The sequence below is a fragment of the Variovorax sp. PCZ-1 genome, assembly GCF_018413605.1.
GTDB lineage: Bacteria > Pseudomonadota > Gammaproteobacteria > Burkholderiales > Burkholderiaceae_C > JANMDU01.
Genome location: NZ_JAHCDN010000002.1, coordinates 391,557 through 405,951, shown reverse-complemented (window position 1 = coordinate 405,951; position 14,395 = coordinate 391,557). Strand labels below are relative to the sequence as shown.

Annotated in this window: 14 protein-coding genes; 8 read left to right on the top strand and 6 right to left on the bottom strand. The window is 54.8% G+C overall.

Translation table 11 applies throughout. The annotated features are described in order from the left end of the window. The first annotated feature begins 183 nt into the window (after positions 1 to 183). The 6 genes from rpoH to rplI all read left to right on the top strand — a co-directional run bounded on the left by rpoH (position 184) and on the right by rplI (position 4,605). Positions 184 to 1,074, top strand: coding sequence for an RNA polymerase sigma factor RpoH (gene rpoH / locus KIH26_RS12045; protein ID WP_503005203.1), 891 nt, complete (start codon positions 184 to 186; stop codon positions 1,072 to 1,074). 117 nt (positions 1,075 to 1,191) lie between these two features. Beyond that, positions 1,192 to 3,030, top strand: a complete 1,839-nt coding sequence (locus tag KIH26_RS12040; RefSeq protein WP_213445526.1) for a diguanylate cyclase — start codon at positions 1,192 to 1,194, stop codon at positions 3,028 to 3,030. Between the two features lie 121 nt (positions 3,031 to 3,151). Further along, on the top strand, positions 3,152 to 3,523 hold the full coding sequence (gene rpsF / locus KIH26_RS12035) for a 30S ribosomal protein S6 (protein ID WP_213445524.1): 372 nt from the start codon (positions 3,152 to 3,154) through the stop codon (positions 3,521 to 3,523). 21 nt (positions 3,524 to 3,544) lie between these two features. Next, positions 3,545 to 3,832 carry a primosomal replication protein N gene (gene priB, locus KIH26_RS12030; RefSeq protein WP_213445522.1) on the top strand — a complete coding sequence of 96 codons (288 nt, stop codon included), beginning with the start codon at positions 3,545 to 3,547 and terminating at the stop codon, positions 3,830 to 3,832. A gap of 18 nt (positions 3,833 to 3,850) precedes the next feature. Next, the gene (rpsR, locus tag KIH26_RS12025) at positions 3,851 to 4,135 is read left to right on the top strand and encodes a 30S ribosomal protein S18 (RefSeq protein WP_213445520.1); all 285 of its coding nucleotides are present in this window, start codon (positions 3,851 to 3,853) and stop codon (positions 4,133 to 4,135) included. A 17-nt stretch (positions 4,136 to 4,152) separates the two neighbouring features. Continuing rightward, positions 4,153 to 4,605, top strand: coding sequence for a 50S ribosomal protein L9 (gene rplI / locus KIH26_RS12020; protein ID WP_213445518.1), 453 nt, complete (start codon positions 4,153 to 4,155; stop codon positions 4,603 to 4,605). Positions 4,606 to 4,678: 73 nt separating this feature from the next. On the opposite strand, the gene KIH26_RS12015 is transcribed toward rplI, so the two are convergent. The 4 genes from KIH26_RS12015 to KIH26_RS12000 form a co-directional block, all read right to left on the bottom strand. Continuing rightward, on the bottom strand, positions 4,679 to 5,548 hold the full coding sequence (locus KIH26_RS12015) for an NAD(P)-dependent oxidoreductase (RefSeq protein ID WP_213445516.1): 870 nt from the start codon (positions 5,546 to 5,548) through the stop codon (positions 4,679 to 4,681). Positions 5,549 to 5,617: 69 nt separating this feature from the next. Beyond that, positions 5,618 to 6,952: an NAD(P)H-dependent oxidoreductase gene (locus tag KIH26_RS12010; RefSeq protein ID WP_213445514.1), complete on the bottom strand. Its 1,335-nt coding sequence runs from the start codon at positions 6,950 to 6,952 to the stop codon at positions 5,618 to 5,620. Positions 6,953 to 7,131: 179 nt separating this feature from the next. Next, positions 7,132 to 8,004: a phytanoyl-CoA dioxygenase family protein gene (locus tag KIH26_RS12005; protein WP_213445512.1), complete on the bottom strand. Its 873-nt coding sequence runs from the start codon at positions 8,002 to 8,004 to the stop codon at positions 7,132 to 7,134. A 24-nt stretch (positions 8,005 to 8,028) separates the two neighbouring features. Further along, positions 8,029 to 8,691, bottom strand: a complete 663-nt coding sequence (locus KIH26_RS12000; RefSeq protein ID WP_213445510.1) for a GntR family transcriptional regulator — start codon at positions 8,689 to 8,691, stop codon at positions 8,029 to 8,031. A gap of 113 nt (positions 8,692 to 8,804) precedes the next feature. On the opposite strand from KIH26_RS12000, the gene KIH26_RS11995 reads away from it, so the two are divergent. Beyond that, positions 8,805 to 10,433 carry an FAD-dependent oxidoreductase gene (locus KIH26_RS11995; RefSeq protein WP_213445508.1) on the top strand — a complete coding sequence of 543 codons (1,629 nt, stop codon included), beginning with the start codon at positions 8,805 to 8,807 and terminating at the stop codon, positions 10,431 to 10,433. Positions 10,434 to 10,441: 8 nt separating this feature from the next. After that, positions 10,442 to 11,314 carry an alpha/beta hydrolase gene (locus KIH26_RS11990; protein WP_213445506.1) on the top strand — a complete coding sequence of 291 codons (873 nt, stop codon included), beginning with the start codon at positions 10,442 to 10,444 and terminating at the stop codon, positions 11,312 to 11,314. A 60-nt stretch (positions 11,315 to 11,374) separates the two neighbouring features. On the opposite strand, the gene KIH26_RS11985 is transcribed toward KIH26_RS11990, so the two are convergent. Beyond that, entirely contained in the window at positions 11,375 to 12,352 is a 978-nt protein-coding gene (locus KIH26_RS11985) for a GMP reductase (protein WP_213445505.1), read from the bottom strand. Positions 12,353 to 13,042: 690 nt separating this feature from the next. Next, the gene (argG, locus tag KIH26_RS11980; RefSeq protein WP_213445503.1) at positions 13,043 to 14,377 is read right to left on the bottom strand and encodes an argininosuccinate synthase; all 1,335 of its coding nucleotides are present in this window, start codon (positions 14,375 to 14,377) and stop codon (positions 13,043 to 13,045) included. Positions 14,378 to 14,395: the final 18 nt, after the last annotated feature.

Sequence of the window (14,395 nt, the reverse complement as noted above, 5' to 3'; positions counted from 1 at the left end):
AACCATCAAGGGGATTGAACTTTTTCATTTAGCACTCTCCTAAGAAGAGTGCTAATATTGCATCTATACCCGTGAAAACCCGCATTTTTAGCGCAGTCACTGGTGAAGAAAGACCGAAGGAGTTCTGAAATGTCTGGAGCTTTGACTTTATCGAATAACACTGCTGTCTCTAACTGGAGCAGCATGAGCATGGTGCCCTCATTGGGCAATATCGATGCTTATATCAGTGCGGCCAACCGCATGCCCCTGCTCACGCTAGAAGAAGAGCAGCGCTTTGCGCGCCAGTGGAAAGAAGAGCAAAACATGGAGGCCGCAGGTCGCCTGGTGCTCTCTCATCTGCGCCTCGTGATCTCCACCGCACGCCAATATTTGGGCTATGGCCTGCCTCATGCTGACTTGATTCAAGAAGGCAATGTGGGCCTCATGAAAGCCGTCAAGCGCTTTGACCCTGATCAAGGCGTGCGCCTGGTGAGCTACGCTCTACACTGGATCAAGGCTGAGATTCATGAGTACATCCTCAAAAATTTCCGCATGATCAAGGTGGCCACCACCAAGGCGCAGCGCAAGCTCTTCTTCAATCTGCGCTCGATGAAGCAGGGCTTCAAGCACGATGCGGCTGAAGAGGCCGATGGCTTGACGCACCGCGACAGCCTGAATGCCAAAGAAATCGATACCGTGGCGCGCACGCTCAATGTGAAGCGCGAAGAAGTGATCGAGATGGAAGCGCGCTTCGCTGGCGGCGATGTGCTGCTCGACCCAACGCCTTCAGATGACGGTGAAGAAGCCTTCGGCCCGATTGCTTACCTCTCCGACAGCTCGATGGAGCCCACTGCCCAGCTAGAAGCCCGCGAGCGCGATCATTTGGCTGGCGACGGCGTGATGGCTGCCATGGAGCAGCTCGATCCGCGCAGCCGCCGCATCATTGAAGAACGCTGGCTCAAGGTGAATGACAACGGCTCGGGCGGCCTCACTCTGCATGATCTGGCCGCTGAATACGGCGTGAGCGCCGAGCGCATCCGTCAGATTGAAGTGGCTGCGATGAAAAAGATGAAGAAGGCGCTGGAAACTGCCTGAACACGCTTGTTACCAACGCTTTTGTGACGAAGTTGGCAGAAAACTTGTTTAAAAACCACTGATTGCACAGAGTATGAACTTTTTGTAACGAATTTTGTTACAGTTAGTAGCATATTCATGCTGCGCTACATCCATTTTTTCAACGCAACACTCCGCTTGCACAGGCATTGCTGTGCGAGTTGGATGTGGCCATTGCTTTTGATGATGGCTGTTAGCCTCACTGCGCTGGCTGATCATCCTAAGCCGCAAAAACCTCAACCTGTCACGCCACTGGTATCCAGTGCATTGAGCCTCAGGCAACTTCAACCCGTGCCTCTCAACCCCGAGAAGCCACATATTGATATCACCCCTTACGCGGAATACTGGATCGACGATAGCAAAGACACCACGCTGACGGCCTTACAGGCACGTGCCACGGCGGGTGTGGATATGTTCAAGCCAAGCAAGGCCGATGATGCTCACAAAATCGACGGCAAGGTGCTTTGGATTCGCTTCGAAACCAAAGCCAGCGACACAAGCTCTCGCTGGCTACTGGAGCTAGGCTCCCCCTTGATCGATGATGCGCGTCTGTATTGGCGCGACACAAATGGCCGGTGGGTCAGCTTGTCAGCGGGAGATGCCGTACCGCGCGTGCAGTGGCCCGTACCAACGCGCTTGCCAAGTTTTGTGCTCCAAGGGGGCACGACCGATTTTGTACAGTACTACCTGCGCATCGAAAACGCACGCTTTCCTGCCTCGCTGCCCATCCACGTGTTTCAGGACATCACCTATCTACAAACACACCAAAGCGAGCAGATGCTGCTAGGCGCGCTAACTGGTTTGATTGTGCTGATGCTGATAGGCAGTATCAGCATTGCCTATGTGCGGCGCGAGCAAGCGTTTGCAGCGTACAGCGTCTACTTGCTGGCATTAGGCGTTTTCAATCTCACCAACACAGGCCTAACGCCTCTGTATCTCTGGAATGAATCCCCTCTGCTGGCTGATCGCATGAATTACGTGCTAGCGGCTATCACTGCTGCCCTCGGCCCTCTGCTGGTTCGTCTGATCGTTCAACCGGTGGTGCGGATTCGCGCTATCAATATCGTGATCGCTGTTCACGCCATGGCGATGATTGTGTGCGCTTCGCTAGAGCTGCTGCTGCCAAGCATAGGTTCGTATCGCCTGCTCAATATCGGAGTTCTCTTGTCAGTCGTACTGGTCTATGCCTTGGTCATCATCACATGGCAAAGACAAGAACCCATTTCGCGCTGGGTAGCACTGTGCTTTGCACCTGTCGCACTGTCTGCCTTGCCATTGATCCTGCGAAATTTCGGCGCGATTCCCAACAGTTGGCTCACGCAATACAGCGTGCCGATCGCCACGATGATAGAGCTGCCCTTGCTCTTTTATGCCCTGCTCTCGCGTAGCAATATGCGACGTGAAGGCGTTGCGCGAGCCGCAGGTCTGCCAACGCAAGACGCGCTGACTGGCCTGCCCAACATGCGCAACTTTTTGCAGCATCTTCATGGCAGCATCACCCGCTCGCACCGATTCCGGCATCACTACGGCCTGCTGCATGTCGATCTGACCAACCATGCTTGGTTTGTGAAAGAGCACGGCAGAGAAATGGCCGATCGCGCCTTGATCCTGACCAGTACGCGATTGCAGCAGCTGGTGCGTGATGTCGATACGATTTGCCGCATGGACGAAACTCAGTTCGTGATCTTGGTGGAAGGCGCTTGCAATCCGGGCCAACTGACCAAACTGGCCGCTCGTGTGTCTGCCAGCGCGCATGCGCCTACAGAGGTTTTGCCAGTGGGCGCAAGCCTGCGCCTGTCGATCTGCTGCGCCCTGATGCCCACCGAAGCCTCGCTGGAAGCTGGCGATGATGCGCATGCCCAGCTCGGTTGGCTGATCGCCGCTGCCGAAGCGATGCCCAAAGAGCAGCGCAAACTCGTCAGAAGCATCGGTTTTTGAGCATTCCTGCCCAAGCCGAGCTCGGGTTATAATCTAAGGCTTTCCCTTGCTGCACCAGCTCTTGACGCGCTGGGCGGCTTTTTCGGTCTCTTCGTAGATCAAACATCCTCAAGGAGTTGTTATGCGTCATTATGAAATCGTCTTGCTGATCCATCCGGATCAAAGCGAGCAAGTGCCAGCCATGCTGGAGCGCTACAAAGGCATGGTCACCACCGGCGGCGGCAAAATCCACCGCGTGGAAGACTGGGGCCGTCGTCAGCTGGCTTACCAAATCAACAAGCTCTCCAAAGCACACTACCTGTGCGTGAACATCGAAGCCGATCAGGCTGTGATGGCTGAGCTCGAGCATGCCTTCAAGTTCAACGATGCGGTGCTGCGCCACCTCACCGTGCTCAAGAAGCAGGCCGAAACCGCTCCATCTTCCATGATGAAGCAAGTCGAGCGCGAAGAAGCTCGCAAAGCCCAGCAGGAGCAATACGCAGCAGCTGCCTAATTTGCAGCGGCCTCACAAACCTTGAACACTTTTGCGCTTACTGCCAGCGTTGCCGAGATTTCTCAGCAGCGTTACACACCGGCAGGGATCCCAGCGCTAGATTTATTGCTCTCTCATGAGTCGCAGCAAATCGAAGCCGGGCAAAGCAGAAAAGTGACACTCAGCTTAAAAGCCCTCGCGCTTGGTACCACAGCAGAAACGCTGGCCAAAACCGAAGTCGGCAAGCAAGTGAAGTTCAAAGGTTTCTTGGCCTCTACAAAAAATGGCAAAGGCTCCGTCCTCCACATCACTGACATCGAATTCATTTAATTTTCAAGGTAGACCATCATGCCCGCATTTGGTAAAAAACCGGCCTTCGATAAAAACAAGAAGCGTCCCGCACAAAACCAACTCTTCAAACGCAAGCGCTTCTGCCGCTTCACCGTGACCGGCGTTGTCGAGATCGACTACAAAGACATCGACGTGCTGCGCGATTTCATCGCTGAAAACGGCAAAATCACACCCGCTCGCCTCACCGGCACGCGCGCGATTTTCCAGCGCCAGCTCACCACCGCCATCAAGCGCGCTCGCTTCTTGGCCATGGTGCCTTACAGCGATCAACACCGCGTTTAATCGCTCGGAGAAACAACATGCAAATCATTCTTCTCGACAAAGTCGTTAACCTCGGCAACCTCGGCGATATCGTCAAGGTGAAAGACGGCTATGCCCGTAACTTCCTGATCCCAGAAGGCCGCGCTCGCCGCGCCACCGAAGCCGCTAAAGCTGAATTCGAAGCCAAGCGCGCTGATCTGGAAAAAGCTGCTGCAGCTAAGTTGGCCGAAGCGCAAGCCCAAGCCACGAAGCTCGAAGGCGCAAACGTCAAGATCACGCAAAAAGCGGGTGTGGATGGCCGTTTGTTTGGCTCCGTGACCAACTTCGACATCGCCGAAGAGCTGGCCAAAATGGGCTTCGCAGTTCACAAGAGCCAAGTGCGTATGCCGCTCGGCCCGATCAAGATTGTGGGCGACAGCAAAGTTTCCCTGGCTCTGCACACCGATGTGGTGGTGGAAGTTGGCGTGACCGTTTACGGCGAAACGGCTTAAGCTTTCTCGTTCACTCAAAACAAAAAGCCCGCATCGAAAGATGCGGGCTTTTTTGTGGCCGGGTCAACTCCAGTTAACTCATGCCATTGCGCGAAGCCAGCTCCACAAACAAACCACTGTGATCAAGCTCTCCCAAGCCATGTGCTTCAGCCTGCGAATACAGCTGCTCAAAGAAACTCACAATCGGCGCGTCCATACCCGTCTCTTGCGCGCAATCCACTGCATTGCGCATATCTTTGAGCTGCACCGCCAAGCGGCCGCGCGGGGCGAAATCTCGGTTTGCCATACGATCGCCGTGAAGCTGCAAGATGCGGCTATCAGCAAAGCCGCCCAGCATGGCTTCGCGTACTTTGGCCATATCTGCGCCGCCGCGTGATGCCAGAAGCAATGCCTCGGCCACCACGCCTATCGTGCCGCCCACGATCATTTGATTGGCGAGCTTTGTGAGCTGCCCAGCCCCATGCGGGCCCACATGCGTGGAGCGACCAAACACTTTGAGCACAGGCTGCGCGCGCTCGTAATCTGCAGGCAGGCCACCAGCCATCATGACGAGCGTGCCGTTTTCAGCGCCCACCGTGCCGCCCGAGACAGGGCAATCCATGTGATGCAAGCCTAGCGCCGTGAGCCGAGCAGCATGATCGCGCGCTTCACGCGGTTTGGATGAGCTCATGTCAATGAGCAAAGCGCCCTTCTTCATCGCTTTGGCGACGCCCTGCTCAAACAGCACGCTTTCCGTGACTTGACCGTGCTCCAGAATGCTCACCACCACCTCAGCACCCGCCACGGCTTGCACCGCATCAGCATACACCTTCGCACCATGCGCAGCAAGTGGCTGCGCTTTCGCCATCGTGCGGTTCCACACATGCACTTCAAAACCTGCTTCACATAAACGGCGCGCCATGGGTAAGCCCATGAGGCCAATGCCGAGAAAAGCTATTCTCATCATTACTCCTAATTCAATAGCACTCTGCGCAGTGAATACGCCGGCAAAATGCCTAAAACGCTTAAAAAATCAATTGAACAGTTGTTCCATTTCGCGCCGCACACGATACGCGTGCGATTCGGGCATAGAAACATCTTCCCACGTCAAGGCTTGCCCTTTACTGACATCGCGAATGAGCTTCACGTCATGTGCAAGACCCAGCGGCAAACCTCCCAGTTTGCGCGAAATCGCAGCCGGCAGGAGCTTGCCCCACACCGTGTAGCCGCCCTCGCCATCGAGCATCTCACCTGCTTTTAAATCACGCTTGGCTGTCGCCACCACATCGGCATTCCAGCCCTGCGCCACACCCGTGGGCTCACCGCGCAGCGCGATGCTCGCCACACTCATGCCGACTTCTAGGCCAATCAAATGCCAGCGCTTGTACAAAGTGAAATAGCGCCCCGTGGGATCGGTGTGTGCGTTGTATTCCTCAAAACAATTCTTGATGTAGTCCGTCTCGGCCTCGACGGTGACCCACACGCCCATGCGAATGTCGTACGGGATCTTGCGGCCATCTTTCTCAAGAGACGAGATCACCTCCACCATGCCTTTTTTCTCCAGTACGCCGCCTTCGGAAATCGGGCGCGTGACATACGGGATATCTTCCACACTCGCCGGCGGATAAAGCAAGCCATTGCTTGGCACTGAGAGACCCGTGGCATTGCTCACTGCGGTACTTTCAATCGAAGGCTTGGAGCCATCTAAGAAACTGTTGAACATCTTTGGATTGAGCCCGCCGCGCGTAGCCTGCTCAGGCGAGAGGCCATAGTAGCCCCACACCGTCTCAGGCGTGCTCTGCGCGAAATGCGGCAGCCATTTGTGGCCACGGCCAGCAGCCACAACGGGGAAGCCGCAAGTGCGCGCCCAATCCACCAAATCACAAATCATCGCGGGTTGATCGCCGTAGGCCAGCGTGTAGATCACGCCTTTCTCCTGCGCCTTGCGCGCCAGCAGTGGCCCACAAAACGCATCGGCTTCTACCGTCACGTTCACCACATGCTTGCCATGCTCAATCGCTTTTAAGATGTGATCAACAGCATGCACGGGCGAGCCAGTGCATTCAACGAGGATGTCAATCTGCGGCAGAGTAGCCACAGCTTCCCAGTTATCGGTGACCCAAGTTGCTCCTGTTTTGATAGCTTCCTGCGCAGATTCTGCGCGTGCGAGCTCAAGATTCCAGCCTACATTTTCTAGATTCTTACGAGCTTGCGCAGGATTGAGATCAGCAATCGCCACCAAATGCACACCGGGAGTGCGCGGTATTTGGCTGAGATACATGCTGCCGAATTTGCCAGCGCCGATGAGGCCAATGCGGATTGGATGATTAGCAGCGGCTCTAGATTGCAGTTGGGTATAAAGGCTCATAGTTCAAAGTTTTTGGTGTTCCAACAATAGAACGCAAAATGCGCAAAAGTGGCACAGAAGACGCAGAAAAGAAAATACAAAAACTAGACCAGAAAAAATAATCAACTGCTTTACGTTTTTTGGATTTCACTTCTGTATTTTCATTTCTGCGTCTTTTGCGTTCTATTCTTTCCCAGTGATCAAGCTGCTAATTTCAACTCGTCAAGAGAAGTCTGAAGAGCACTCGCAGGCAGCCCATCTTTCCAAGGCAGATCAACGGGATAGTCTTTCAACAAGCAATCGTCAGGCAAACATTCAATCGGCGTGAAATCTCGGTGCGCGATGTACTCTGGGCGTTTATGGCGGCGGATATGGTTGCTGACCGCACAGAGCGAGAGATAGACGCTCACGCGATTGAAAGGCGAGAGGTTGCTGCTTGATGCATGCACCAAGCATGAGTGAAACAAAATCATCGAGCCCGCTGGCCCTTTGGGTGACACGATACCGCCTTGCTTTCCACCTGCGCGATCTACGAGCTGGGTGATCAAGCCGTTATCTACCGTCCACAGCGGATAGCTGGTCGTCGTCAAATCATGTTTGGCATTCACCACGCCTTTTTTATGCGAGCCGGGAATGAACATCAGCGGGCCGTTGAACTCATTGACCTCATCCAGAAAAATCGCAATGTTCATCGCACGCTCGGTGGGCATCATGTCATCGTTGAGCCATGTGCCGTAATCCTGATGCCATTGCCACACATCGCCTTCAAACGCCATCTTGCCGTTGATTTTGAACTGATGCATGTAAAGCTTCTCGCCAAACAAATCCTCCACAGGTTCAATCATGCGCGGATGGCGGGCTAATTTTGCAAAGGGCTCGCTGTACATATGCGCCGCGAAATTTGTACGCACAGCGTCTGAGCCTTTTTCACGCACGTTGTAAGCCTCGCGCCTCGCGTAGAGCTCGGGCACGGCATCTGTCATGGTTTTCGTCTCTTCCTCGCTGAAATGGCCGGGAAAAAACAAATACCCATCGCGATCAAATTGCGCGAGTTGTTCGGGGGTGAGTCTCATCGTCTGTCTCCTTTTTTCTTAGCTTCAAGCCACTGCTTCGCTCATGAGGCGCTGCAAGTTGTTGCCCGCGTTCACACCATGACCGCGCATGAGCTTCTCGGCCGTATCGGCCTTACGAGAAGTAATCGCTTTCGCAATCGCCTCATGCTCATCCCACACTGCCTCTCGCAGCGGCGCGCTTTGCAGCACAGCGCCCATCGCGCGGCGAATATGCCGCCAATGCAGCTTGGCACTTTCTTCAATCAATGGATTGCGCGCCGCCTCATAAATTGCCATATGAAAGTCCATATCCGCATCCATCATGGCCTTGATGTTTTTGCCGCGCGCGGCTTTGCGCCCTTGCGCGATCAAGCCGCTATCCAACTGCATACCGTACTCACTCGCCAAGCGCGCCGCCAAACCATCCAAAGCACTGCGCACCTGATACACATTCGCTAGCCAGGCTGCATCCAGTGGCGCGACCAAGATCCCGCGCCCCGGCGCATCCAAAATAAAACCATCTTTCTTCAGCAGCCGCAGCGCTTGCAGCACTGGCTGGCGACTCACCGCCAATTGCTCCGCCAACTCCTCCTGCGTGATGCGCGCACCAGGCGCGAGCGAACCTTCGCTGATGGCATCGAGCAAGGCGCGATAAACCTGATCCGCTAAGTCTGGTGTCGCTTCAATTTTGAGCAGAGTTGCAGTCATTAATTCATTGTACTCTGTATACAGAACACGGATTGAGTCCATTGACCCTCTTTCAGAGGGCATTTCATTCCAAAACACCGATCGGGAGGTATCTCGTTAAACTTTCATTCATCATGGAAACCATTGCATTCGACCTTCTCCAATCCAAACGCACGCCTTTGGCTGAAGACCATATCGCTGCAATGCGCGATATCGGCGCAGCCAAGAGCTATGCCAAGGGCGAGATCGTTGCGCAGGCCGGGCTGGCGATTGATCGCTTTATCTTGATTGAAGAGGGAGAAGTCGAGGTGATCAGCCCGCGTACAGGTGAGCGCCATCTGGCGCATTCGCTGGGGCCTGGACAGTATGTGGGAGAGATTGCGTTTTTGAACGGCGGCAGCTTTTCACTTTCGCTGCGCGCTGCGCAGCCTACGCGAGTGATTGAAGTGCCACGCAAGGCGATGCTTTCATTGATGTCCAGCGTGCCTGAAATGTCTGACATCATTATCGGTGTGTTTGCAGCGCGGCGCAGGCGGCAATTGGAATCGAGCGACAGCAGCTTGCAGATCATCGGCTTGGAGCAAAGCAAAGAGATTCGGCGAGTAGCAGAGTTTGCCAGCCGCAATCGCATTGCATTCAAAGCGATTGAGCTGGACACAGCGGAGGCCCTGGAGATCAGCAGCGTTTGTGGGCTTACGCCGGGCGAGTCAGCTGTGGTCTTTGGCCGCAATCAAGTGATCCAAGACCCCACACCAGAAAAAATTGCCGCACTTCTCGGCCTCAATTTAGAGGTTGATTTTCAAGAAGTGCTGGATGTGCTCATCGTGGGCGCTGGGCCTGCGGGCGTGGCGGCTGGCGTGTATGCGGGCGCGGAAGGCCTGAATGCATTGGTGATCGAAGATGCAGCCATTGGCGGGCAAGCGGGTACATCCAGCCGCATCGAAAATTACATGGGCTTTCCCACTGGCATCTCGGGCGCGGATCTCGTTTGGCGCGGTGAAATTCAAGCGATGAAATTCGGCACACGCTTTGCCATGCCGCATCGCGTGATGCGGCTAGAGAAACGAGAAGACGGCTTGTTTTGCGCCACGCTCTCTGATGCGCGCGAGATTTGCGCCAAAGCTGTGGTGGTGGCGACAGGTGTGCAATATCAACGCTTGGCCTTGCCTCGTTTGGAGGAATTTGAAGGCGCTGGTGTCTATTACGCAGCCACCGATATGGAAGCGCGCTTTTGCCGAAGCTCGAACGCCATCGTGGTGGGCGGCGGCAATTCTGCGGGGCAGGCTGCGATGTTTTTAAGCCGTTTTGCGCAGCATGTGCATGTGCTCGTTCGCGGCTCTTCGCTGGCAGCTTCTATGTCAGACTATTTGCTCTCCCGCTTGGAAGCCGATCCCAAAATCACGATTCATCTGAACACGGGCGCGACTGAGCTGCATGGGCAGAGCCAGCTTCAGGCAGTGACGATTGCAAACAGCGCCAGCGGCCAAAGCCGGCACATCGGAGCCTGTGGCCTGTTCCTCATGGTGGGCGCACGCCCCAATACTGCCTGGCTAGAAGGCGTGGTGGATTTGGATGAAAAAGGCTTTGTGAAAACTGGTGCATTAGCAGGCGCGAGCTCGCCTTATGCCACCTCTGTGCCCGGCATCTTCGCAGTCGGCGATGTGCGTGCGGGTTCGGTCAAGCGTGTTGCCTCATCGGTGGGCGAGGGCTCGGTGGTGATCTCACAGGTGTGGGAGCATGTGCAAAATTATTCCGCTAATTAAGGCAACTCATGGAATCCCATTTTTCTTTTCAAAACGACCCCGCTTATCTGGATAGCCAATTCAACAACCGCCTGCGTGTGCCTGAATTCGCTACGCACTTTCAGCGCTGGCAGGCAGACTCAGCTGTAGCGCGCAATTCGCAAGCTTGTCACTTGAGTTTGCCTTATAGCCATGGCGGTGCTGCAGAAACGCTTGACGTGTTTCCAGCAGAAGACAAAGCGAAGAAAGCGCCTGTTTTGGTCTTCATCCACGGTGGCTATTGGCGCAGCTTGGACAAAGCGGATCACAGCTTCGTCGCACCCGCGTTCACGCAGGAGGGTGCATGCGTCGTGATTCCGAATTACCCACTCTGCCCGGCTGTGACGATGGAGCAACTCGTGCTCACGCAAGTACAAGCGCTCGCGTGGGTGTATCGAAATATCGCGCAATACGGCGGCGATCCGCAGCGCATCAGCGTGATTGGCCATTCTGCGGGCGGGCATCTCGCCGCAATGCTGCTTGCCTGCGTATGGAAAAAGTTCAGCGCTGATTTGCCCAAGCAACTCGTGCGCAACGCACTCAGCCTCTCCGGCCTGCACGATCTCGCCCCCATCATGCACAGCCCATATCTGCAAGGCGATTTGCGACTTACTGAACAGCAAGTGCAGCGCTGCAGCCCCGCTTACTTCCCTGCCCCACAAGGCCAACTCACCGCGCTATGTGGCGACGATGAAAGCGATGAATTCAAACGGCAAAACCGTTTGATCCAACAAGCTTGGGACAAAAGCTGTGTCCCTGTTTGCGAAACCGTGCCCGGAAAAAATCATTTCAGCGTGCTCGAAGCACTGTGCACACCTGGCCAGCGTACGCATGATTTAGCCTTAGATTTATTGGCCAAATAAGCACTTTTCCGGCATGGAATCTGCGCAAGTTGCTATATATTGAATAGCACCCCATCAAACTCACATCAGCAAATGCTCGCCCGCATTGTCGCCACCCAAGATCACGTAATTGACCTTGCGGATGTCCATGAGCTTCTTGCCGCCGGCATAGCTGATTGAGCTTTGCACGTCTTCCTGCATCTCGCGCAGCGTGTCGGATAGCTTGCCTTTGATTGGCTCCAAAATGCGCTTGCCTTCCACGTGCTTGTATTCGCCTTTGTTGAAATCAGAGGCTGAGCCGTAGTATTCCTTGAAGAGCTTGCCGTCCACCTCAACAGTTTTGCCCGGCGATTCTTCGTGGCCAGCCAGCATCGATCCGATCATCACCATCGTGGCGCCGAAGCGGATGGATTTTGCGATATCGCCATGCTCGCGGATGCCGCCATCCGCAATGATCGGCTTGGTCGCCACGCGTGCGCACCACTTGAGCGCGGAGAGCTGCCAGCCGCCCGTGCCAAAGCCGGTTTTCATCTTCGTGATGCAGACCTTGCCGGGGCCGATGCCCACCTTGGTCGCGTCCGCGCCCCAGTTTTCCAAATCAATGATGGCCTCGGGCGTACCCACATTGCCCGCGATCACGAAGGCTTTGGGCAGCTTCTCTTTCAAATAGCTAATCATGTTTTTCACGCTATCGGCATGGCCGTGCGCGATGTCAATCGTGATGTAGTCAGGGCACAGGCCTTGGGCCACAAACGCATCCACCGTGTCGTAATCCGGCTTCTTCACGCCGAGCGAAATCGAGGAATACACGCCCTGCGCGGCCATCGCTTTCACGAAAGCCACGTTGTCGATGTCAAAGCGATGCATCACGTAAAAATAGCCGCCCTTGGCCAAAGTCACGCAAATCTCCTCGTTCACCACCGTCTTCATATTGGCAGGAACCACCGGAATCTTGAAACTGCGCCCGCCCAGCTCCACGCTGGAATCACACTCGCTGCGGCTCTCTACGCGGCATTTGCGAGGCAGCAAAAGAATATTGTCGTAATCAAAAATTTCCATGTTCACAAGTCTTTCAAAAAAACCATCTCAGATTGATTTGAGCGCTTGGAAGTGGCCCGGTTTTTGTGTGCCGTGCGAGGAAATCGAAGGCCAAAAAAAACCGAGCTCAATTGCTTGGGCCCGGTGATAGATTGTATACCGTTTTGAGATTTCAAGGCTATTTATGAAGCTCTGACAATAGCCGTGTTTTTGACCAGCTTTCTGAACCAAAAAAATAGGGCTCCGTATAGTCTTCAGCGACGGATTCAAGATGCTTTAAAGCCTCAGGACTTTTACCCAAACGAAAGAGCGCAAATGCTCTCCAAAAGTGTGCAGTTTCACCAAAGTAGCCCGTATCCCGTCTGATGCACAAAGCTAGGTAATGTGCAGCTTCTGAATACTTTGCCGCAGTCATGGCCCAAGTTGCCCGCTGGAAATACGGATTCGGTCTATTGCGGAATTTATTCTTTTTACGATGCCAAAGCTGAATGGCCTCAACATATCGTTTTTGACTTCGCAGCAAATTGATCAAAGTCGATAACAATGGATGTGAGTCAGGATGCCTTTTTATAGTTTTCCTGAGTCGCGATTCATAGCTACGATGCGGTTTCCGCGATGCAGACTCTCCCACCATCAGTACTTGACGCACTTCAGGGTGCAAGTACCGATAGTGTTGACGTAGCCACTTGGTCGAAGGCATTATTTGAGCCTTCAGTCGCCTTTAAGCTTTGGAATCGCCTCATCCGCACCAGCAGACAGCAACCCCGTCTGCGTATAAATCGCCAACTTATCGCGCGTATCCACAATATCCAGATTACGCATCGTGAGCTGACCAATGCGATCTGCTGGGGAAAACGGTGCGTCTTCGACCTTTTCCATGCTCAGGCGCTCAGGCTTGTACGTGAGGTTGGGGGATTCGGTGTTAAGCAGCGAATAGTCGTTGCCACGGCGCAGCTCTAGGGTGACTTCGCCTGTGATGGCGCGGGCGACCCAGCGCTGGGCGGTTTCGCGGAGCATGATGGCTTGGGGGTCGAACCAGCGGCCTTGGTAGAGGAGCCTTCCAAGTTTGCGGCCGTTGTCTCGGTATTGCTCGATGGTGTCTTCGTTGTGGATGCCGGTGACGAGGCGCTCGTAGGCGATGAAGAGGAGCGCGAGGCCGGGGGCTTCGTAGATGCCTCGGCTCTTGGCTTCGATGATGCGGTTCTCAATCTGATCGCTCATGCCGAGGCCGTGGCGGCCGCCGATTTTGTTGGCTTCTAGGAAAAGTTCTACCAAGTTGTCAAAGCGTTTGCCGTTGAGGGCGGCGGGCATGCCTTCTTCAAAGCGCACACTCACCTGCTCGGCTTTCACCACGCAATCCTCGCGCCAGAAGGGCACGCCCATGATGGGGTTGACTATTTTTGCGCCGCTGTTGAGATTCTCGAGATCTTTCGCTTCGTGCGTTGCGCCGAGCATGTTGCTGTCGGTGCTGTACGCTTTCTCGGCGCTCATCTTGTAGCCGAAGCCTTCTTTCGTCATGAAGGCGCTCATCTCGGCGCGGCCACCGAGCTCGTCGATGAAGAGCTGATCGAGCCAAGGCTTGTAGATTTTCAGGGCGGGGTTGGTGAGCAGGCCGTAGCGGTAAAAGCGCTCGATGTCGTTGCCCTTAAACGTGCTGCCATCGCCCCAGATGTTGACATCGTCTTCCTTCATGGCCGAGACGAGCATCGTGCCTGTGACGGCGCGGCCGAGCGGCGTGGTGTTGAAGTAGGTGATGCCGGCGGTGGAGATGTGGAATGCGCCGGCTTGCAGAGCGGCGATGCCTTCTTGCGCGAGCTGCAAGCGGCAATCGATCAGGCGGGCTTTTTCTGCGCCGTATTCCATGGCTTTGCGCGGAATCTCGTCGTAATCGGGCTCATCGGGCTGGCCAAGATTGGCGGTGTAGGCGTAGGGCTTGGCGCCTTTGTTTTTCATCCAGCGCAGAGCGGCGGAAGTGTCTAGGCCGCCTGAGAAGGCGATGCCGACTTTGTCACCGATAGGGAGGGATTGGAGGATGGTATTAGACATGTTTTAAGCACGTTTTAG